Origin of the sequence: Micromonospora sp. M42 (assembly GCF_000568915.1) — a bacterium.
Classification (GTDB): Bacteria; Actinomycetota; Actinomycetes; order Mycobacteriales; family Micromonosporaceae; genus Micromonospora; species Micromonospora chalcea.
Window position 1 is genome coordinate 6,203,557 of sequence record NZ_KK037233.1, and the last position, 21,019, is coordinate 6,224,575.

At 73.8% G+C, this 21,019-nt stretch carries 19 protein-coding genes and 2 pseudogenes; all 21 read left to right on the top strand.

Annotated features, from left to right (window positions below; translation table 11 throughout):
• Window positions 1–1,652 (top strand): peptidoglycan D,D-transpeptidase FtsI family protein (locus MCBG_RS28735; RefSeq protein ID WP_084789648.1); only part of this gene is annotated, 1,652 nt, incomplete at its 5' end.
• 52 nt (window positions 1,653–1,704) lie between these two features.
• Window positions 1,705–3,258, top strand: a pseudogene (locus MCBG_RS32130) (UDP-N-acetylmuramoyl-L-alanyl-D-glutamate--2,6-diaminopimelate ligase).
• Entirely contained in the window at window positions 3,255–4,664 is a 1,410-nt protein-coding gene (murF, locus tag MCBG_RS28750; protein ID WP_043329471.1) for a UDP-N-acetylmuramoyl-tripeptide--D-alanyl-D-alanine ligase, read from the top strand. The pseudogene MCBG_RS32130 and the gene murF overlap by 4 nt, the downstream one beginning before the upstream one ends.
• On the top strand, window positions 4,661–5,788 hold the full coding sequence (mraY, locus tag MCBG_RS28755; protein ID WP_043329473.1) for a phospho-N-acetylmuramoyl-pentapeptide-transferase: 1,128 nt from the start codon (window positions 4,661–4,663) through the stop codon (window positions 5,786–5,788). The genes murF and mraY overlap by 4 nt, the downstream gene beginning before the upstream one ends.
• Before the next feature lie 231 nt (window positions 5,789–6,019).
• Window positions 6,020–7,435: an FtsW/RodA/SpoVE family cell cycle protein gene (locus MCBG_RS28760; RefSeq protein WP_176722845.1), complete on the top strand. Its 1,416-nt coding sequence runs from the start codon at window positions 6,020–6,022 to the stop codon at window positions 7,433–7,435.
• The gene (gene murG, locus MCBG_RS28765; RefSeq protein WP_043329477.1) at window positions 7,435–8,541 is read left to right on the top strand and encodes an undecaprenyldiphospho-muramoylpentapeptide beta-N-acetylglucosaminyltransferase; all 1,107 of its coding nucleotides are present in this window, start codon (window positions 7,435–7,437) and stop codon (window positions 8,539–8,541) included. Before MCBG_RS28760 ends, murG begins: the two co-directional genes overlap by 1 nt.
• A 31-nt stretch (window positions 8,542–8,572) precedes the next feature.
• Entirely contained in the window at window positions 8,573–10,051 is a 1,479-nt protein-coding gene (murC, locus tag MCBG_RS28770; RefSeq protein ID WP_043329479.1) for a UDP-N-acetylmuramate--L-alanine ligase, read from the top strand.
• Window positions 10,048–10,865, top strand: a pseudogene (locus tag MCBG_RS28775) (cell division protein FtsQ/DivIB). Before murC ends, MCBG_RS28775 begins: the two are co-directional and overlap by 4 nt.
• A 227-nt stretch (window positions 10,866–11,092) precedes the next feature.
• Window positions 11,093–12,208, top strand: a complete 1,116-nt coding sequence (gene ftsZ / locus MCBG_RS28780) for a cell division protein FtsZ (RefSeq protein ID WP_030500246.1) — start codon at window positions 11,093–11,095, stop codon at window positions 12,206–12,208.
• A 9-nt stretch (window positions 12,209–12,217) separates the two neighbouring features.
• Window positions 12,218–12,964, top strand: coding sequence for a YggS family pyridoxal phosphate-dependent enzyme (locus tag MCBG_RS28785; RefSeq protein WP_043329481.1), 747 nt, complete (start codon window positions 12,218–12,220; stop codon window positions 12,962–12,964).
• A gap of 193 nt (window positions 12,965–13,157) precedes the next feature.
• Entirely contained in the window at window positions 13,158–13,859 is a 702-nt protein-coding gene (locus MCBG_RS28790) for a cell division protein SepF (RefSeq protein WP_043329483.1), read from the top strand.
• Between the two features lie 28 nt (window positions 13,860–13,887).
• A complete protein-coding gene (locus MCBG_RS28795; protein WP_030500249.1) occupies window positions 13,888–14,193 on the top strand; it encodes a YggT family protein in 306 nt (101 codons plus the stop codon).
• A gap of 41 nt (window positions 14,194–14,234) precedes the next feature.
• Window positions 14,235–15,041 (top strand): DivIVA domain-containing protein, encoded by an 807-nt coding sequence (locus tag MCBG_RS28800; protein ID WP_043329484.1) that lies wholly within the window; start codon window positions 14,235–14,237, stop codon window positions 15,039–15,041.
• Between the two features lie 72 nt (window positions 15,042–15,113).
• Window positions 15,114–15,554, top strand: a complete 441-nt coding sequence (locus tag MCBG_RS34485; RefSeq protein ID WP_223201368.1) for a hypothetical protein — start codon at window positions 15,114–15,116, stop codon at window positions 15,552–15,554.
• A complete protein-coding gene (locus MCBG_RS34490) occupies window positions 15,551–15,880 on the top strand; it encodes a hypothetical protein (protein WP_223201369.1) in 330 nt (109 codons plus the stop codon). Before MCBG_RS34485 ends, MCBG_RS34490 begins: the two co-directional genes overlap by 4 nt.
• 2 nt (window positions 15,881–15,882) lie before the next feature.
• Window positions 15,883–16,191: a DUF167 domain-containing protein gene (locus MCBG_RS28815; protein ID WP_043331102.1), complete on the top strand. Its 309-nt coding sequence runs from the start codon at window positions 15,883–15,885 to the stop codon at window positions 16,189–16,191.
• 22 nt (window positions 16,192–16,213) lie between these two features.
• On the top strand, window positions 16,214–17,719 hold the full coding sequence (locus MCBG_RS28820) for a potassium/proton antiporter (RefSeq protein ID WP_043329485.1): 1,506 nt from the start codon (window positions 16,214–16,216) through the stop codon (window positions 17,717–17,719).
• 224 nt (window positions 17,720–17,943) lie between these two features.
• Window positions 17,944–18,363, top strand: a complete 420-nt coding sequence (locus MCBG_RS28825; protein ID WP_030500254.1) for a TraR/DksA family transcriptional regulator — start codon at window positions 17,944–17,946, stop codon at window positions 18,361–18,363.
• A gap of 66 nt (window positions 18,364–18,429) precedes the next feature.
• On the top strand, window positions 18,430–19,032 hold the full coding sequence (lspA, locus tag MCBG_RS28830; protein ID WP_043329486.1) for a signal peptidase II: 603 nt from the start codon (window positions 18,430–18,432) through the stop codon (window positions 19,030–19,032).
• Window positions 19,029–19,973 carry an RluA family pseudouridine synthase gene (locus MCBG_RS28835; protein WP_043329487.1) on the top strand — a complete coding sequence of 315 codons (945 nt, stop codon included), beginning with the start codon at window positions 19,029–19,031 and terminating at the stop codon, window positions 19,971–19,973. Before lspA ends, MCBG_RS28835 begins: the two co-directional genes overlap by 4 nt.
• A gap of 2 nt (window positions 19,974–19,975) precedes the next feature.
• Window positions 19,976–21,019: hypothetical protein (locus MCBG_RS28840; protein WP_223201370.1), on the top strand; the 1,044-nt coding region annotated here is incomplete at its 3' end.

Consider the following 21,019-nt stretch of genomic DNA (forward strand, 5'->3'; position numbering starts at 1 on the left):
CCCCGGCGTACGCCGACGGCGGTCTGCCCAACCGGCTCGCCGTGGTCGAGCTGCCGGCCCCGCGCGGGGCGATCCTCGACCGCAACGGTGAGCCGCTGGCGCACAGTGTGGAGGCCCGGTACGTGTTCGCCGACCCGACCCGGGTCAAGGACCGCGCCGCCACCGCACGGGCGCTGTCCCCGTTGCTCGGCGTGCCCGCCTCGGACCTGGCCGAGAAGATGCGCGAGCGCAACCTGCCCGGCACCGACACCCCGTTGCAGTTCGTCTACCTGGCCCGGGGCGTCGAGATCGGCACCGCGAAGCGGATCATGGCACTCGACCTGGCCGGCATCAACGTGCACCGGGACGAGCGGCGCGAGGTGCCCGGCGGAGACCTGGCCGCGAACCTGCTCGGCTTCGTCGGCCAGGACATGAACGGCCTGGAGGGGCTGGAGGCCAGGTACGACGACGTGCTGCGGGGACAGGCCGGCAAGCGGACCTACGAGGTGGGCCAGGGTGACCTGGCCGCGCCCATCCCGGGCGGCTACAGCCGGACCACCCAGCCGAAGCCGGGCAGCTCGCTGCAACTCACTGTCGACCGGGACCTGCAGTTCATGACGCAGCGGATCCTGGCGAAGCAGACGGAGAAGGTGAAGGGCAGCGTCGGCGCCGCGGTGATCATCGAGATCCCCAGCGGCGAGGTGCTGGCCCAGGCCAGCCAGCCGACGTACGACGCGGCCAACCCCACCAAGGTCACCTCGCCGTCGGACCGGGACGACGCGGCCACCACGTTCGTGGTCGACCCGGGCTCGATCCACAAGGCGATCACGTTCGGCGCGGCGCTCCAGGAGGGCGTGATCACCCCGGACACCGCGTTCCCGGTCGCCAACACCATCGAGCGGGGCGGGGTCACCTTCCGCGACACCCACCCGGTCGACGGCCGCACCATGAGCATCCCCGGCATGCTCGCCTTCTCGTCGAATGTCGGCACGATCGAGATCGGCGAGAAGCTGGGCAAGGAACGGCTCTTCGACTACCAGAAGCGGTTCGGGCTGGGCCAGGTGACAGGCGAGGGCATGCCGGGTGAGGCGGCCGGCCGGCTGCTCCCGCCGGACCAGTGGAGCGGCTCGGCGTACGGGTCGGTGCCGATCGGGCACAGCGTGGACGCCACGCCGCTGCAGATGGCCGCCGCGTACGCGGCCATCGCCAACAACGGCACGTACGTGCAGCCGCACCTGGTCAAGGAGACGATCGGCGCGGACGGCACACGCAGCCCCGCCGCGACGCCGACCACCCGGTCCGTGCTCAGCCCCGCGAACGCGGCCGCGCTGCGCCGGATGATGGAGGCGGTCACCACCGTCGACGGCCCGGAGGGGCAGGCCACCGGGCTGGCCGCCGCTGTGCCCGGCTACCGGGTGGCCGGCAAGACCGGCACCGGGCTGCGCTACGACAACGGCAAGCAGCAGCCCGGTGAGGTCGGCTCGTTCATCGGCATGGCCCCGGCGGAGAACCCCCGGTACGTGGTGGCGGTCTTCGTGTGGAGCCCCGGCGGCGGTGGCGGCGCGGTGGCCGCGCCCGCGTTCCGGGAGATGATGGGCTTCACTCTCCGCCACTACCGGGTGCCTCCGTCGCTGACCAACAAGTCCCCGAAGTTCGAGGTCTTTCCGCGCTGAGCCGGGACGGCGGGACATCATCGGTGAGTGGCGACGAACCACCGGGGCGGCTGTGCGGTCGGAACCGGACGACCGGGTAGGGTCTGACGCCGTGCCCGGCAATCCACGTCCCGCGTGCGTCCCGTACGGCTCGGCGACCTCGCCGCCCGCGTGGCGGTGACCCCGCCGGAGGGGGCCGCCGAGGTGGCTGTCACCGGCGTGACCCACGCCAGCCAGGAGGTCCGCCCCGGCGACCTGTACGCGGCCCTGCCCGGCGCGCGGGCCACGGCGCGGAGTTCGCCGCCGCCGCCGAGGCGGGCGCGGTGGCCCTGCTCACCGACCCGGCCGGCGTGGCGCTGGCCGCCGGCGCCGGCCTGCCCGTGCTCGTCGTCGACGACCCGCGCGAGGCGCTCGGCGAGGTGGCCGCGACGGTCTACGGCGACCCGACCGCCGGCCTGACCGTGATCGGCGTGACCGGCACCGCCGGCAAGACGTCCACCAGCTACCTGGTCGAGTCCGGGCTGCGCGCCGCCGGGCGCGTCACCGGCCTGATCGGCACCGTGGAGACCCGCCTCGGCGACCTGGTGATCGACAGCGTCCGGACCACCCCGGAGGCCACCGACCTGCACGCCATGCTCGCGGTGGCCCGCGAGCACGGGGTGGACACCGTGGTCATGGAGGTGTCCAGCCACGCCCTGGCGATGGGCCGCGTCGGCGGCGTCCGCTTCGACGTCGGCGGCTACACCAACTTCGGCTCCGACCACCTGGACTTCCACGCCGACGAGGCGGACTACTTCGCGGCCAAGGCCCGGCTGTTCGACGGCCGCTGCCGGGTCGAGGTGCTCAACCACGACGACCCGGCGCTGCGCCCGCTGTACAAGCCGGGCACGGTCACCTACTCGGCGGCCGGCGACCCGGACGCCACCTGGTGGGCCGAGGGCATCGACGGCGAGGGCTACGCGCAGCGCTTCACCCTGCACGGGCCGGACGGGCTCGCGCTGCCCACCGGCGTGGCGCTGCCCGGCCGGCACAACGTGGCGAACGCGCTGCTGGCCGTCGCGCTCCTGGTCGCCGTCGGGGTGGACGCGGAGACCGCGGCGCGCGGCGTGGCCGCCTGCGGCGGCGTGCCCGGGCGGCTGGAACTGGTCAGCGGCGACGCCCCGGTACGCGGGGTGGTCGACTACGCGCACAAGGCCAACGCGATCGAGGCGGTGCTGACCGCGCTGCGCGACCTGACCGGCGGCCGGCTGATCTGCGTGCTGGGCGCCGGCGGCGACCGGGACCGGGGCAAGCGGCCGGTGATGGGCGGCGTGGCCGCGCGCGGCGCCGACGTGGTGCTGGTGACCGACGACAACCCGCGGACCGAGGAACCGGCCGCGATCCGGGCCGAGGTGCTGGCCGGCGCGTACGCCGCCGCGACCCCGGCCCGCGTCATCGAGGTGCCCGGGCGGCGGGCGGCGATCGAGGAGGCGGTCCGGGTGGCCGAACCGGGTGACGTGGTGGCGGTGCTGGGCAAGGGCCAGGAACGCGGCCAGGAGATCGGCGGCGAGTGCTGCCGTTCGACGACCGGGTGGAGCTGGCGGCGGCGCTGCGCGCCCGCTTCGGTGACCTGGTGGGTCAGCGGTGATCCCGCTGACGCTGGCCGAGGTGGCCACCGCCGTCGACGGCCGGCTCGTCGGCGCCGACCCGGACGCCCGGGTCACCGGCACCGTCGAGTTCGACTCCCGCAAGGTGAGCCGGGGCGGCCTGTTCGTGGCCTTCCCCGGCGAGCGGGTGGACGGCCACGACTACGCGGCCGGCGCGATCTCCTCGGGCGCGGTGGCGGTGCTCGGCACCCGGGAGGTGCCGGGCGTGCCGATGGTGCTCGTCGGCGACGCGCTCGACGCGATGGGCCGGCTGGCCCGCGCCGTCGTCGACCGGCTGCCCGGCCTGACCGTGATCGGGCTGACCGGCTCGTCCGGCAAGACCACCACCAAGGACCTGATCGCCCAGGTCGCGGTCCGGCTCGGCCCGACGGTGGCCCCGCCCGGCTCGTTCAACAACGAGCTGGGGCACCCGTACACGGCGCTGCAGGCCACCCCGGAGACCCGCTTCCTGGTGATGGAGAAGGGCGCCCGCGGGGTGGGGCACGTCCGGTACCTGTGCGACGTGGTGCCGCCCCGGATCTCGGTGGTGCTCAACGTCGGCGTGGCGCACCTGGGCGAGTTCGGCTCGGTGGAGGCCATCGCGCTGGCCAAGGGGGAGCTGGTCGAGGCGCTGCCCTCCGACGGGCTGGCGGTGCTCAACGCCGACGACCCGCGGGTGGACGCGATGTCGACGCGTACGCAGGCCCGGGTGGTGCGGTACGGCGAGTCGGAGCGCGCCGACGTGCGCGCCGTGGACGTGACGCTCGACGGCCGGGGCCGGCCCTCGTACACGCTCGTCACCCCGGAGGGGAGCGCGCCGGTGCGGCTCGGGCTGACCGGCCGGCACCAGGTCTCCAACTCGCTCGCCGCGGCGGCGGTCGGCCGGGAGCTGGGCCTGCCGCTGCCCGACCTGGCGGCGGCGCTGAACGAGTTGGGCCTGGTCTCCACCCGGCGGATGGACGTCTTCGAGCGCCCCGACGGGGTGACCGTGATCGACGACTCGTACAACGCGAACCCGGCCTCCACCGGCGTGGCGCTGCGGGCGTTGGCCAGCATGCGCGGCGAGGGGCGTACGGTCGCGGTGCTCGGCTACATGGCCGAGCTGGGTGACTTCGAACTTCAGGGGCATCAGCAGGTCGGCCGGCTCGCGGCCGAGCTGGGAGTGGACCGGCTGCTCGTGGTGGGCGAGCCGGCGGCGCCGATCCACGAGGGCGCGACAGCGGTAGGCAATTGGGGAGGAGAGTCGGTGCTGCTCAGCGATCAGGCGGCGGCCGTCGAGGTGCTGCGGAGCGAGCTGCGTCCGGGAGACGTGGTGCTGGTGAAGGGCTCCCGGTACCGGACCTGGGAGGTGGCCGACGCGCTGCGCGCGGACGCCCGCGAGGGTGCGACGGAGGGCGGCGCCGCATGAGGGCGGTCATCGTCGCCATCGGGGTCGCGTTCCTGATCTCGCTGTTCTGCACCCCGATCGCGATCAAGGTGTTCGCCCGGCTGAAGGCCGGCCAGCCGATCCGGTCGAACCTCGGGCTCGCCAGCAACGAGGGCAAGAAGGGCACGCCGACGATGGGCGGCGTGGTCTTCATCCTGGCCACTGTCATCGCGTACGTCGCCGGGCACCTGGCCCTGACCACACTGCCGGACGCGCAGATCGCCCAGGTCGAGCCGACCATCACGGCGCTGGTGCTGCTGGGGCTGATGGTGTTCTCCGGCGCGGTCGGCTTCATCGACGACTTCCTGAAGGTGCGCAAGCGGCACAGCGGCGGCCTCAACAAGCGGGGCAAGCTGGCCGGGCAGATCCTGGTCGGCGCGGTCTTCGGCGCGGTGGCGGTCTACTTCCCGTCGAGCATGACCGACGCCGGCGGCAACGCGACGAACACCGAGACGGTGGCCAGCACCACGCTGAGCTTCATCCGGGACATCCCGGCGCTGGAGATCGGCAAGATCGGCTCGGTGATCGTCATCATCATGGTGGTCATGGCGGCCACCAACGGCGTCAACCTCACCGACGGCCTGGACGGCCTGGCCACCGGCGCCTCGGTGATGGTGCTCGCGGCGTACGCGCTCATCGCGTTCTGGCAGTACCGGCACTGGTGCGCCGACCCGAACTACACCGAGGCGTACTGCTACACCGTGCGCGATCCGCTGGAGATCGCGCTGATCGCCGGCGCGGCGGCGGGCGCCTGCGTGGGCTTCCTGTGGTGGAACACGTCCCCGGCGCGGATCTTCATGGGTGACACCGGCGCGCTCGGGCTGGGCGGCCTGATCGCCGGCATGGCGATGTCCACCCGCACGATCCTGCTGCTGCCGATCCTGGGCGGCCTGTTCGTGATCATCACGATGTCGGTGGTCATCCAGATCATCTCGTTCCGTACCACCGGCAAGCGGGTGTTCCGGATGTCGCCGTTGCAGCACCACTTCGAGCTGGCCGGCTGGAGCGAGGTCAACATCGTGGTCCGGTTCTGGATCATCGCCGGCATCGGCGTGGCCATCGCGCTGGGCCTGTTCTACAGCGAGTTCCTCGCCGCGGTCAGCTAGGTGTAAGGAAGGGCCCCTTATTAACAGACGTCTGTTAATAAGGGGCCCCTCCTTCAGATCCGACACGCCGACCGGGCGGTTGCGCCACGGGCGGGCGGGGCGAGCGGCAATGATGGGCCTGTGGGGGAGGGACGAGACATCCAGGTGACCAGCGACCCGCCGGCCCGCCGTGCGCCGGCGGCCACGCCTCCGGCCGAACCGCCGGCGGCGCGCTGGGATCCGGCCGGTGGGCTGGCCGCGCTGCGTGGCCTGCTGGCCCGGCCGCTGGCCTCGTACTACCTGCTGCTGTCCAGCGTCGGACTGCTGCTGCTGATCGGCCTCACCATGGTCTTCTCCGCGACCAGCGTGAAGGACTTCGCCGAGGGCGGCGACGCGTCCGCGTCGCTGACCAAGCAGGCCGTGTTCGCGGTGATCGGCATCGGCGCGTTCTGGGCCTGCCAGCGGCTGCCCGCGCGCACGTTCCGGGCGGTCAGCCGCCCGGCGCTGGGGGTGGCGGTCGCGCTGCTGCTCCTGCTCAACCTGCTCGTCGCGATGGGCTCGCTGTTCGGGGTGACGTCGATCGGGCCGTTGCGGGCCGAACTCCTCTCACTCTCGCTCGGCCCGATCTCGCTGCAACCGGTCGAGGTGGCGAAGTTCGCGCTGGTGCTGTGGGCGGCGCACGTGCTGGCCCGCAAGGGCGCGGTGCTGGGCTGGTGGAAGGAACTGGCCACGCCGCTGTTCCCGGTGGTGGGCCTGCTGTTCGTGCTGGTCGGCTACAACGACCTGGGCAGCATGCTGTGCCTGCTCGCGCTCGTGGTCGGCATGCTCTGGGCGGCGGGCGTACGGACCCGGGTCTTCGCCGCGCTCACCGCGATCGGCCTGGCCGGCATCGGCTTGCTGGTGGCCGCGGCCTCGCTCGGCGCCGGCTCCGGCTCCCGGGGCGCCGACAACTACCGGCTCGGCCGCCTCACCATGTGGCTCGACCCGCCCTCCCCGCGCACGTGTTTCGAGCAGGAGCTGCCGAACTGCTACCAGCTCGTGCAGGCCCGCTACGCGATCGGCAACGGGGGCTGGTTCGGCGTCGGCCTGGGCCAGAGCTCGCTGAAGTGGAACTGGCTCCCCGAGGCGCACAACGACTTCATCTTCGCCATCGTCGCGGAGGAACTGGGCGTGGTCGGCTGCACCGTGATCCTGGTGCTGTTCGCCGTGCTCGCGTACACCGGGCTGCGCATCGCCCGCCGGGTCGAGGACCCGTTCCGCCGGCTCGCCGCCGCCGGCGTGACCGCCTGGCTGGTCGGCCAGGCGGTCATCAACATCGGTGGCGTGACCGGGCTGCTGCCGCTGACCGGCGTACCGCTGCCGTTCATCTCCGACGGCGGCAGCGCCCTGGTGGTGACGCTCGCCGCGGTCGGCATGCTCGCCTCGTTCGCCCGCGCCGAGCCGGACGCCGCGCGAGCGCTGCATGCCCGTCCGCCCGCCCGATGGGTCCGACTAGTGTGGGCCCCGTTGCCGCCGCTTCCCGGCCGGCGCCGCAAGCCGGCGTCGCCGCCGGCCGACCGAGGGTCCGTGCCCCGGTCCCGGCAGCGGCGGCAGGACGATCAGGCCGCGCCCCGCGGCGCCCGATCCGACCGGGCGCGCACCGGCGCGGCGAGCGAGAGGAGACGCTGATGGGTCCGCTGCGTTCGGTGGTGCTCTGCGGAGGGGGTACGGGCGGGCACATCTACCCGCTGCTCGCCTTCGCCGACTGCCTGCGCCGACACGACCCGAGCGTCCGGATCACCTGTCTGGGCACACCGAAGGGGCTGGAGAACGAGCTGATCCCGCCGGCCGGCTACGACCTGCGGCAGATCCCGGCGTACCAGCTTCCCCGGTCGGTGAACATGAGCCTGGTGCGCACCCCGGACCGGATGTGGAAGGCGGCCCGCGCCGCGGGCAAGGTGATCGACGAGGTCCAGGCCGACGCCGTGGTCGGCTTCGGCGGGTACGTCTCGGTGCCCGGTTACCTGGCCGCGTGGCGGCGGGAGCTGCCGATCGTCATCCACGAGGTGAACGTGCCGCCGGGCGTGGCGAACCGGCTCGGGATGAAGTTCACCAAGAACGTCGCGGTGGGTTTCCCGCACCAGCCGGCCCAGGCCGAGGCGTTGCGCGACGCCCGGGTGGTGGGCGTGCCGCTGCGCCGGGGCATCGCCGGGCTGGACCGGGCCGCCCTGCGTGACGCCGCCCGCGCCCACTTCGGACTCCGTCCCGACCTGCCGGTGCTCTTCGTCGCCGGTGGCTCGCAGGGCGCCCGCTCGATCAACCTGGCCGTGTCCGGCGCGGCGAAGGAACTGGCCCGCAACGGCGTGCAGGTGCTGCACGTCATCGGCGCCCGCAACGAGCCGGTCTCGGTGCCCACCGACCTGCCGGTGCCGTACGTCACGCTGCCGTACCTGTCCGAGATGGAGCTGGGCTACGCCGCCGCCGATCTGATGCTGGCCCGGGGCGGCGCGATGACCTGCGCCGAGGTGGCCGCGATCGGACTGCCCACCGTCTACGTGCCCTACCCGCACAGCAACCAGGAGCAGAAGCGCAACGCGCTGCCGGTGGTGGAGGCGGGCGGCGGTCTGCTGGTCGACGACGCCGAGATGACCCCGGCCTGGGTGGAGCGGACGGTGATCCCGCTGATCCGGGACCCGCAGCGGCTCTGGGCGATGAGCCAGGCGGCAGCCGGCTACGGCCGCCGCGACGGCGACGTGGCGCTGCTGAACTTCGTCTACGAGGCGGTGGCCCGCTGATGAGGGAAACCGCGACGGGAAGGTACGTCTGATGAACACCGCGCAGTTCACGCCCGCCGGCACCATGACGGCGGAGGACCTGGGCCGGATCCATCTGATCGGCGTGGGCGGGGTCGGGATGGCCGGGCTGGCCCGGTTGTTCCTCACCCGGGGTCTGCCGGTCTCCGGCAGCGAGCTGCGGGAGTGGCCGTCGCTGGCCGGCCTGCGGGCGCTCGGCGGCACCATCCACTCCACCCACGAGGCGTCCAACCTCGACGGCGTGGACACGGTCGTCTACTCCTCGGCGATCCCGCAGGACCACCTGGAGATGGTGGAGGCGCGCCGGCGGGGCCTGCGGGTGCTGCACCGGTCCGAGGCGCTCGCCGCGGCGATGACCGGCCGCCGTACGGTGGCGGTCGCGGGCACCCACGGCAAGACGTCCACCACCTCGATGGTCACCATGGTGCTCCAGCAGGCCGGCACCGATCCGTCCTTCGTGATCGGCGGCGAGATCTCCGAGGTCGGCTCCGGCGCGCACCACGGGACCGGCGAGCACTTCGTGGTCGAGGCGGACGAGAGCGACCGCTCCTTCCTCATCTACCGCCCGTTCGTGTCGATCATCACGAACATCGAGGCGGATCACCTCAACACCTACGGCGACCTGGCCACGCTGGAGGCGGCGTTCGCCGAGTTCGCCCGGCTCACCGACCCGGCGGGGTTCGTGGTCACCTGCGCCGACGACCCGGGCGGGCGGCGGCTGGCCGAGACGCTGCGCGCCGAGGGCCGCCAGGTCTGGACGTACGGCGAGTCCGCCGACGCGGACCTGCGGATGAGCGACGTCGTCTCGTCCGCGCACGGGGTGCGCTACCAGGCCGAGATCGAGGGCCGGGCGTTCGGCGAGTTCCGGCTGCCCGTACCGGGGCGGCACATGGCGCTCAACAGCGCCGCCGCGGTGCTCGCCGCGTACCTGCTGGAGCTGCCGGTCCCGGCGGCGGAGGCCGCGCTCGGCGCGTTCCCCGGCGTGCGGCGCCGCTTCGAGCGCAAGGGCGTCGCCGACGGCGTGCTGGTCTACGACGAGTACGCCTACCACCCGACCTCGATGACGTTGGCCCTGCAGACGCTGCGCGAGGTGGCCGGCGACGGCCGGCTGATCGTGGTGTTCCAGCCGTACCGGCTCTACCGGACCCGGGACAACCAGGCGGAGATCGCCGCCGCCCTCGGCATCGCCGACGAGGTGGTGCTGCTGGAGGTGTTCGGTCCCGGCGAGACGCGCCGCCCCGGCGAGGGCTCGGCCGCGCTGATCCAGGACGTGCCGCTGCCGGACGATCGCAAGGTGTTCGTCGAGGCGTGGGACGACGTGCCGGCCGAGGTGGCCCGCCGGGCCCGGGCCGGCGACGTGGTGGTGACCATGGGCGCGCCGCCGATCTCGCTGATGGGTGACCAGTTGCTCGACGCCCTGCTGGCCCGCTCCGGCGGCACGGGGCTGGACGCCGGCGTCGGCCCGGACGGCGCGGCGGCCACCGCCGGATGAGTCCCGGTCCGGCCCGCGGCCGTACCCCCGGCCCGGACGGCGGAGGTGGCCGGCGCAGCCCGGTGCGGCGCTGGCAGCTCGTGCGGCCAACGCGGACGCCGTGCCGCCGTCGGCCCGCCGGTTCATGGCCCGGGCCCGGCAGCGGCGGATGCGGGCCGCGCTGCCGTGGGCGGTCGCAGCCGCGGTGCTCGCCGTCGCGGGCCTGGTGGCGTGGACGGTGCTCGGCACCGGCCTGTTCGGCGTGCGCGAGGTGCGGGTGGTCGGCGCGCGGCTGGTCACGCCGGTGCAGATCCGCGACGCCGCGGCGGTGCCGGACAACGAGCCGCTGGCCCGGGTGGACCTGGCCGCGACCGCCCGCCGGGTCGGCACGCTGCCGCCGGTGGCCAGCGCCACGGTCGAGCGGGAGTGGCCGGGCACGCTGGTGATCCGGGTACGGGAGCGCACCGCGGTGGCGGCGGTGCCGCAGGGCGACGGGTTCGTGGTGGTGGACGGCTCGGGCGTGGTCTTCCAGCGCCTGGACCGGGCGCCGGACGGGTTGCCGCTGGTCAAGGTGGCCCGGCCGGGCCCGGACGATCCGGGTACGCGGGCCGGGCTGGCGGTGCTCGCCGCGCTGGGGGAGAAGCTGCGCGCGGAGCTGGTCGCGGTGGACGTGGCCGGCCTGGCCCGGATCACGTTGCAGCTGCGCGGCGAGCGTCAGGTGTTCTGGGGCGACGCCTCCCGGGGCGCGGACAAGTCCACCGTGGCGACCGCGTTGCTGAGCCGCAAGGCGGACCGGATCGACGTCAGCGCGCCGGACGTGGTCACGTTCGAGTGACCCGCGGCTCAGCGAGCGGACGCTGTGTCCCCTGTCGCTCGGTCGCGACACGCCGGAACAGGTCCTTGGCTCCTGGCGCGGCGGCGCATACGTTGCCCCGAAGAGATCAGTGGTTGACATAACTCTAAGCCTCTAGTAGAGGGTGAGGGTTCAGCCGTCGGAGGCCGCTGATCCGGCCAAGCCGTGTGGGGTCGGCCCATGCCAATCTCGAAGGGAAAGGACCGGAGATGACACCTCCGCACAACTACCTGGCGGTCATCAAGGTCGTCGGCATCGGGGGCGGCGGAGTCAACGCCGTCAACCGGATGATCGAGGTTGGGCTCAAGGGCGTCGAGTTCATCGCGATCAACACCGACGCGCAGGCGTTGCTGATGAGCGACGCCGACGTCAAGCTCGACGTGGGCCGGGAGCTGACCCGGGGACTGGGCGCGGGCGCCAACCCGGACGTCGGCAAGAACGCCGCCGAGGACCACCGCGACGAGATCGAAGAGGTCCTCAAGGGCGCCGACATGGTGTTCGTGACCTGCGGCGAGGGCGGCGGCACCGGCACCGGCGGCGCGCCGGTCGTGGCGAACATCGCCCGCAAGCTCGGCGCGCTCACCATCGGCGTGGTGACCCGGCCGTTCTCGTTCGAGGGCAAGCGCCGGCAGGTCCAGGCCGAGGCGGGCATCGAGGAACTGCGCAACCAGTGCGACACGCTCATCGTGATCCCGAACGACCGGCTGCTCGCGCTCGGTGACCGCAACATCTCCATGATGGACGCGTTCCGCACGGCGGACCAGGTGCTTCTCTCCGGTGTCCAGGGCATCACCGACCTGATCACCACGCCGGGTCTGATCAACCTGGACTTCGCCGACGTGAAGAGCGTGATGAGCGGCGCGGGCAGCGCGCTCATGGGCATCGGCAGCGCCCGGGGCGAGAACCGCGCCGTCGAGGCGGCCGAGGCGGCCATCTCCAGCCCGCTGCTGGAGCAGAGCATGGACGGCGCGCGCGGTGTGCTGCTGTCCATCGCCGGCGGGTCGGACCTCGGCCTGTTCGAGATCAACGACGCGGCGCAGCTGGTCACCGACGCGGCCCACCCGGACGCGAACATCATCTTCGGCGCGGTCATCGACGACGCGCTCGGTGACGAGGTGCGGGTCACCGTGATCGCGGCGGGCTTCGACGGGGGCGCGCCCGCGTACAAGGCGGTCGAGCCGCCGCGCAAGAGCAACCAGAACCCGCCGGCCCAGCCGAACGCGCCGGTGAGCCCGCCGGCCACCATGCCGGCGCCGCAGCAGCCGTCGCGGCGGGTGCTCTTCGACGACGTCGACGTGCCCGACTTCCTCAAGAACGGGTCCTGAGCCGCGCCGATGACGGAGTCACAGACGGCGGTGCGGCCCGAGCGGCGCGCCGAGCTGGCGGCCGGGCTGGCCCGGGTCCGGGCCCGCATCGCCGACGCCTGCGCGGCGGCCGGGCGGCAGCGGGACGCGGTCACCCTGGTCGCGGTGACCAAGACGTACCCGGCGTCGGACGTGGTGGCGCTGGCCGCGCTGGGCGTGACCGACGTCGGGGAGAACCGCGACCAGGAGGCGGCGCCGAAGGCGGAGGCGGTGGCCGGCGCCGGCGCCGCGCCGCGCTGGCACTTCATCGGCCAGTTGCAGCGCAACAAGGCCCGGTCGGTGGTCCGGTACGCCGACGTGGTCCAGTCGGTGGACAGCGTCCGGCTGGCCGCCGCGCTGGACGCCGCCGCGGGCGCGGTCCGGGACCGGCCGCTGGACGTGCTGGTGCAGGTGAGCATCGACGGCGACCCGGCCCGGGGCGGGGCGCTGCCGGGCGCCGCCGATCCGCAGCGCGGGCTCGACCCGGTCGCTGCGGCGGTGGCCGGCGCGGACGGGCTGCGGCTGGCCGGCCTGATGGCGGTGGCGCCGCTGGGCTGGGAGCCGGACCGGGCGTTCGCCCGGCTGGCCGAGGTGGCGGCGGCGCTACGGGCCGACCATCCGGGCGCCACGGTGCTGTCGGCGGGGATGAGCGGCGACCTGGAAAGCGCGATCGGGCACGGCGCGACACATGTCCGTGTCGGCAGCGCGTTGCTCGGAATGCGCCCTGCGCTGCGGTAGCCTCACCACGACGGAAGCAAATTACATCAGTGTTGTTCAGGACGGCGTCCCCGTAGCCGGGGGCCGTGACGGGCGGACCGCGAACCGCACGTCAGGGGATTGCCGATCCGGTCCGGTGGGCATGATCGTCCACTCGTGATCAAGCGACACGGCACGGGGGCGCGTGCCGCACGGCGGACGGAAGGGCGCGGGGATGGGTGCACTGCGCAAGGCGGGGGTCTGGCTCGGTCTGGTCGAGGAGGACGACGAGCGGGCGTACGAGGACGGTGGCTACGACAAGGGTGGCTACCGGGACTCGTCGCGCTACCGGTCGAGCCGGTACGCCGAGGAGTTCGCCGACGAGGACGACGACGAGGCCGACGAGCCGCCGGCGACGCGGTCCCGCCTCAGCGACCGGGGCCGGCTGTCCGAGCGCGCCTCCAGCCGGTCGGTCGACACCGACCGGGGCGACGTGGAGCGCCCGGAGCGGGTCGAGCGCTCCAGCGTCCGGTCGATCACCCGGTCCTCCGCCGGCGAGACCTCGGGCGCCCTGACCTATCACACGCGGGACAATCTCGCGCTCGCGCCGCAGGCCCAGCCGCGCGAGCGGGAGCGGGTGGCGCCGGAGGACGAGCAGCGCTACCAGATCACCACGCTGCACCCGACCACCTACCGCGAGGCGCGGACCATCGGCGAGCACTTCCGGGACGGCGTCCCGGTGATCATCAATCTCACCGAGATGGACGAGGCGGACGCCCGCCGCCTTGTCGACTTCGCCGCCGGGCTCGCGTTCGGCCTGCGCGGTACGATCGAGCGCGTGACCAACCGGGTGTTCCTGCTCTCACCGGCCAACGTCCAGGTCACCGCGGAGGACAAGGCCAAGATCGCTGAGGGCGGCTTCTTCAGCCTGAGCTGACCCACATGACCGAGGGACGTCGCCTGCCGTGTTGTCGATCCTGTTCCAGGTGCTCTACCTGCTGCTGTACATCTTCCTAATTGTCCTTTTGGCGCGATTTGTTATGGGGGCGGTGCTGGCCTATGGTCGCCGCTGGCAACCGGGCCGGGGAGCGTCGGCGGGACTGGAAGTCGTGTGGAGCGTCACTGATCCGCCCCTGCGAGCGTTGAGGCGTGTGATCCCGCCACTGCGAATTGGTACCGTGAGCATCGACCTGGCCTCCCTTGTGCTCCTGGTTATCCTGTTCGTGCTGATGGAGTTCGTGTTTAGGCGCCTGATCTTCGCGTTTGCCTGACCAGAGCGCTTTCGCGGCCGCAACTGACCCGAGGAGTTTCGATGCCGCTGACCCCGGCCGACGTTCACAACGTCGCCTTCAAAAAGCCGCCGATCGGCAAGCGGGGGTATGACGAGGAGGAGGTCGACGCCTTCCTGGACGAGGTCGAGCGCGAGCTGGCCCGTCTGATCGAGGAGAACAACGAGCTGCGCGCCCAGGTGGAGCGCGGCGGTCGGGGTGGCGCTCCCGCCGGCCCCGGCGGTGACGCCCGCCTCGCGGCGGAGCTCAACGACGTCAAGGCCCAGCTCGACCGGGTGCAGCGCGACAAGGCGGCCGCCGAGCAGGCGGCCCGCGCGATGCAGGCCGAGCTGGAGCAGGTCCGCACGCAGGGCGGCCCGGCCGGGGTGACCGGGGACGGCGAGCAGCAGGCGCTGCGGGTGCTCATGATGGCCCAGCGCACCGCCGACGACCACGTCTCCGACGCCCGTCGCGAGGCCGACCAGCTGCTCTCCGAGGCCCGTTCGAAGGCCGAGGAGGTCACCCGGGAGGCGCGCGCCAAGGCCGACGCCCTGGAGCGGGACGCCCGCCAGCGGCACCAGGAGGCCATGGGCGGCCTGGACGCCAAGCGCACCGCGCTGCAGAAGCACATCGAGGAGCTCAAGCAGTTCGAGCGCGAGTACCGGACCCGGCTCAAGGCGTACCTGGAGAGCCAGCTGCGTGACCTCGACGGTCGCGGCCAGGGCCTCGAGGTGGAGATGAACCGCGCCGAGGGCACCCGTGCCGCCGGCAGCAACGGTCTCGCCGCGGCCGGCCTCGCCGGCTCCTACGGCGGTGGCCGCGGCGCCGGCTCGCTCGAGTCCGGCCGCTGATCCCGCGTCGGTGGCCGTCCCCGTGACGGCCACCGACCGCCCAGACCGACACGACGCGGCCGGGGGTGAGCCGTGGTAGCCGCCAGCATCCTGCTCATCGTCGTCGCGGTCGTGCTGCTGGTCGCCGGGCTCGCCGGCGGATCCAGCCTCCTGCTCATCGTCTCGATCGCGGCCAGCGTCCTGTCCGCCGTCGTCTTCGTCGCGTTCGCCCGCCAGGCGGCCGCGGCGCGGGCCACGGCCGGCCGGGCGACCGGGCCGCGTACCCGGACCGCGCACACCGTCCCGTCTCCGGACGACCCGGTGAGCCCGGTCCCGCACCACACGTCCACGGTCGACGCCGGCGGATCCGGGTGGCGGCAACCGCCCCGGGCCGCCGGTGACCGAACCGGACGACACCCCGCCGCCGGCCGCGTTACTCACCACCGGCCGATCCGTTCGACGCCGATCCGTACACCGCGACTTACGAGCCGGCGACCGCCGAGTCGTACGAACGCGTCGCCGCCGAGCCGGTGACCGACGCGGAACCGACGCCCTACTCACCGCCCGGCCAGCGCGCCTCGGACGCCACGCGGCCCACCTCGCCCGCGCCGGGCGATGCGTTCGACGGCGACCCGCCGGCCGAGTTCCTCTCCGCCGGGCAGGTGGCCCGGCTGGTGCGGCTGCCCGGCGAGGTCCTGGTGGTCGACGGCCACCCCCGTTTCCACCTGCCCGGCTGCCCGCATCTGGTGGGCCGGGAGGACGAGCCCGTTCCGGTCGCCGAGGCGGTCGGCCTGGGCTTCACCCCGTGCGCGCAGTGCGCCGCCGCCACCACCCTGCTGGCCGAGGCCCGGCCCCGCTGACCATGACGATCGCGGACGACACGCTCACCGTCGCGGTGCGGGTGAAGCCCGGCGCGGCCCGGACCCGGGTCGGCGGCCGGTACGACGGGCCGCTGGGTCCCGCGCTCGTCGTCGCGGTGCACGCGCCGGCGGTGGACGGCCGCGCGACCGAGGCGGCCCGGAGGGCGCTCGCCGAGGCGCTCGGCGTCCGGCCGGCGACCGTGTCGCTGCGCTCCGGCGCGGCCAGCCGGGACAAGCTCTTCCTGGTGGAACGCCCGCACGCCGAACTGCCCGGGGTGCTGCGGCGACTGCGCGACGGCAGCACGCCGTGAGATCCGCCCGGGCCGGTCGGCGATGACCCCCGGGCTGGACGTCGCGTTGCTGGTGGGCGCCGCCGTGCTGCTGGTGGCGGTGGGCGCGGTGCGCTTCTCCACCCGGCTCGGCGTGCCGAGCCTGCTGGTCTACCTGGCGCTCGGGGTGCTGCTCGGCGAGGCCGGGCTGGGCATCCGCTTCGACGACGTCGAGCTGACCCGGGTGCTCGGCTTCTGCGCGCTCATCGTGATCATCGCGGAGGGCGGCCTGACCGCCCGGTGGAGCACGCTGCGGCCGGTGCTCGGGCTGGCGGCCACGCTGTCCACCGTCGGCGTGGTGGTCAGCATCGTGGTCGTCGGCGTGGTGGTGCACCTGCTGCTCGACCTGGACTGGCGGCTGGCGCTGCTCTACGGCGCGGTGCTCTCCTCGACCGACGCGGCGGCGGTGTTCGCCACGCTGCGCCGGTTGCGCCTGCCACCCCGGCTGGTGGCCGCGCTGGAGGCCGAGTCCGGGGTGAACGACGCGCCCGTCGTGCTCGTGGTGCTGCTGCTCTCCCGCGCCGGAGCGGAGGCGGCCCACCCGTGGTGGTACGAGGCGCTGCTGCTCGGCTACGAGCTGGGCGTCGGCGCGGCGGTCGGGGTGGGCGCCGGGCTGGCCGGGCGGTACGCGCTGCGCCGGGCCGCGCTCCCGTCGGCCGGCCTGTACCCGATCGCGGTGGTCGGCTTCACCGTGCTGGCGTACGCGGCCGGCTCGGTGGTGCACGCCTCCGGCTTCCTCGCCGTGTACGTGGCGGGCGTGCTGCTCGGCAACTCCCGCCTGCCGCACCGGCAGGCCATCCTCGGTTTCGCCGACGGGCTGGCCTGGCTGGCCCAGATCGGCCTGTTCGTGCTGCTCGGCCTGCTGGTCTCGCCGAGCCGGCTGGAGACCGCGGTGCTGCCCGCCGTGATCACCGGGCTGGCCCTGCTGCTGCTCGCCCGGCCGTTGTCGGTGGCGGTGTCCGCGCTGGCGTTCCGGGTCAACCTGCGCGAGCAGCTCTTCCTGTCCTGGGCGGGTCTGCGCGGCGCGGTGCCGGTCGTGCTCGCCACCATCCCGCTGTCGCTGCACGTGCCGGGGGCGGACCGCCTCTTCGACGCGGTCTTCGTGCTGGTGGTGATCTTCACGTTGCTCCAGGCCGGAACGCTGGCGTCGGCGGCCCGACGGCTGGGCGTGATCGCGCCGGCCGAGCCGAACGAGGTCATGCTGGAGACCGCCCCGCTGGAGCGGATGCGCGCCGACCTGCTCCAGCTGGAGGTGCCGGACGGGTCCCGGCTGGCCGGGGTGCACGTGGACGAGCTGCGGCTGCCGGTGGGCGCCGCGGTCACGCTGGTGCTGCGCGACGGCGTCGGGTTCGTGCCCGGCGCGGACACCCGGCTCAAGGTCGGGGACAGCCTGCTCATCGTCGCCACCGCCGGCGTACGGGACGAGACCGAGCGGCGGCTGCGGGCGGTGAGCCGCCGGGGCCGGCTGGCGCGGTGGTTCGGGGAGTACGGCGAGGAGACGGCCCGCTGATCTGCTACCGTTCCTTTTGCCCCGATTGATGGCAGTCCGGGGCGGATACGTGGGACGACGGTGCGGCACGTTGTCGGACGCCTGTACGTTCCGTATTCTTGCCAACCTCCGGAGTGCACGGCGGGCCCGCTCGCCGTGCACCCTTCCGTACGCGGAGACGCCGACGACGGCGTCCCCGCCCACGTACCGCTGACCGCCGCGCCACGCGGCTGAGGGAGCTGACGATGGCGAAGCCAGCCGACACCAGGACCGCCGGCCGCAAGCCCGCGCCGAAGGCCACCCGCAGCGCGGCGGAGACCGAGAAGATCCGGGCCGCCCTGGCGGCGCGGCGGGACGAGCTGAACGCCGAGTACGATCAGACGCTGAGCGAGATCACCGAGCTGCAGCGCGACCGGCTGACCGACTCGGCCGGGGACGACCAGGCCGACACCGGCACCAAGACGTTCGAGCGGGAGCAGGAGATCTCTCTCGCCAACAGCATCAAGGAGCGGATCACGCAGGTCGAGCGCGCGCTGGAGCGCCTCGACGAGGGCGGCTACGGCTGGTGCGAGCGGTGCGGCAACCCGATCCCGGTGGAGCGGCTCGCCGCGTTCCCGTCGGCCACCCTCTGCGTGACCTGCAAGCAGCTGGAGGAGCGGCGCTGATCACCGCTCCCCGGCGGCCGTACGGCAGACGGTGACCACGCCGTCGCAAGCGTCGATGGGGAGCAGATGACCGCAGCACCGCCCGCCGGTTCCGGCACCACCGAGTCGGGTGCCGGCGCGCCCCGCCGCAGGGCCGTCGGCCTGCTGCTCGGCGTGTCCCTGTTCTCGCTGCTGGCGGATCTGGGCACCAAACAGCTCGCGCTGGCCGAGCTGACCGGCCGGGAGCCGGTGTCGGTGCTCGGCGGCGCGGTCTACTTCAGCCTCACCCGCAACAGCGGCGCCGCCTGGAGCATCGGCTCCGACCACACCTGGGTCTTCCCGATCATCACGTTCGTGGTGATCGGGTGGATCGCGTGGATGGCGCTGCGGCTGCGCTCGCTGCCGTGGGCGGTGTCGCTGGGCCTGGTGCTGGGCGGCGCGCTGGGCAACCTGATCGACCGGATCTTCCGCGCGCCCGGGCACTTCGTCGGCCACGTGGTCGACATGATCAGCCTCTTCGACCCGTACGGCCAGGTCTGGCCGGTGTTCAACCTGGCCGACAGCTCGCTGGTCTGCGGCGTGGTGCTGGCGGTCTTCCTGGAGCTGACCGGCCGGCAACGCGACGGCTCCCGGCTGCGCGACGAGAAGCGCGACGACGTCGCCGCGACCGAGCAGCGGGAGACCGCGTGACCTCCGCGTTCGCCGCCGGCGGCGACACCCGCTCCCTGCCCGTCCCGGACGGCCTCGACGGCATGCGCCTGGACCAGGCCGTGTCCCGGCTGTTCGGGCTCTCCCGCACCGCCGCCGCCGGCCTGATCGACGCCGGCGACGCGCTCGTCGACGGCGTGGCCCGGCCCAACTCGCACAAGGTCAAGGCCGGCTCGTGGCTGGAGGTCACGCTGCCCGCGCCGCCCGCCCCGCCGACCGTGGTGCCGCAGGCCGTGCCCGGCCTGACCGTGGTGTACGCCGACGACGACATCGTGGTGGTGGACAAGCCGGTCGGGGTGGCGGCGCACCCGAGCCCCGGCTGGACCGGCCCGACGGTGATCGGCGGGCTGGCCGGCATCGGCCACCGCATCTCCACCAGCGGCGCGGCCGAGCGGCAGGGCGTGGTGCACCGGCTCGACGTGGGCACCACCGGGATCATGGTGGTGGCCAAGAGCGAGCGCGCGTACACCGCGCTGAAGCGGGCGTTCAAGGAGCGCGAGGTGGAGAAGCGCTACCACGCCGTGGTGCAGGGCCACCCGGACCCGCTGCGCGGCACCATCGACGCGCCGATCGACAGGCACCCGCACCACGACTACCGGTGGGCGGTGGTCTCCGGCGGCAAGCCGAGCATCACCCACTACGACACGCTGGAGGCGTTCCCCTCCGCCAGCCTGCTCGACGTACGGCTGGAGACCGGGCGCACGCACCAGATCCGGGTGCACTTCTCCAGCATGCGGCACCCCTGCGTGGGCGACCTGACCTACGGGGCGGACCCGACGCTGTCGGCCCGGCTCGGGCTGTCCCGGCAGTGGCTGCACGCCCGTTCGCTGAGCTTCGCGCACCCGGGCACCGGCGACGAGGTGACGTTCGTCAGCGACTACCCGGAGGATCTGGCCCGGGCGCTGGAGATCCTGCGCGACTGACCATGAGCGACGACACCGCGCCGCCGCGCCGGTCCCGGTTCACCACGCTGACCTGGCTGGCGCTGGCCTGCGCGCTGGTGGTGCTGGTGGTAGCGGTGGCGCAGCGGCGGGACCGTCCGGTGAGCGACCGCACTGTCGGCGAGGTGACCCGGGTCGGGGTGGCCGCCGGCGCGAGCGTCCCGGCGTACCTGCGTACCGCCGGGGAGGAGCTGGCCGCCCTCGACGCGCCCGACGCCTACGCGCTCGTCTCGTTCGCCGGCTACCTGACCCCGGCGCGGGCGGCCGCCGCGCTGGACGGCGCGCCGGTCTCGGCGGTGGTGGCGCGGGTGCCGCTGTCCGGCCGGCAGACCGAGATCGTCCGGATCGCGGCGTTGCGGCTGCCGGACGACGTGGTCGCCGGGATGGCCGACGTCGCCGGGCGCAAGGACCGGGAGGCCGCCGACTACCGGTCGCGCGCCGCCGCCCCGGCGTCCACCGCCGATCCGGAGCTGCGCCGGGTGTACGAGAGCGGGGCCGAGGTCGCGGCCCGGGAGGCGGCCGCCTACCGGACCGGGTGCGCCTGCGTGTACGCCGCGGTGGTCCGTGCCGCGCCGGACGCGTTGCGCGCGCTCGCCGGGCGCCCGGGTGTGCGGGCGGTGGACCCGGCGCCGGAGGTCACCCGGCTCGACCGGACGGTGTTCACCCCGCCGCTGCCGGAGCAGCGTGACGTGGCCCGGCCGCCGGCGGACAGCGCGGCGGCCCAGGGCGGCGGAATGGGCGATTCGTCGGAAGCTGCACGGACGGTGAGCGGACCTTCACCGACCGCCCGTGCGCCGGTCCCCGGATCCGGGCACCCAATCCCGCTCCCACCTCCTGGACATCAGCGGGCGCGGCCACCCGGTCGATCCCACCGTGCGGCGGGTCACCGGGCGATGTGCGGCGCGGGGAGTGGTCCGAATAGGGTTTCGTTCGTAGCCTGTCAGGCGGAGATCGATGGGCTGGGGGAGGGCGAATCCTTGGACGGCAGCGAGACCGGCTGGGGTCGGCAGGGCGAGCCGGCACCGCGG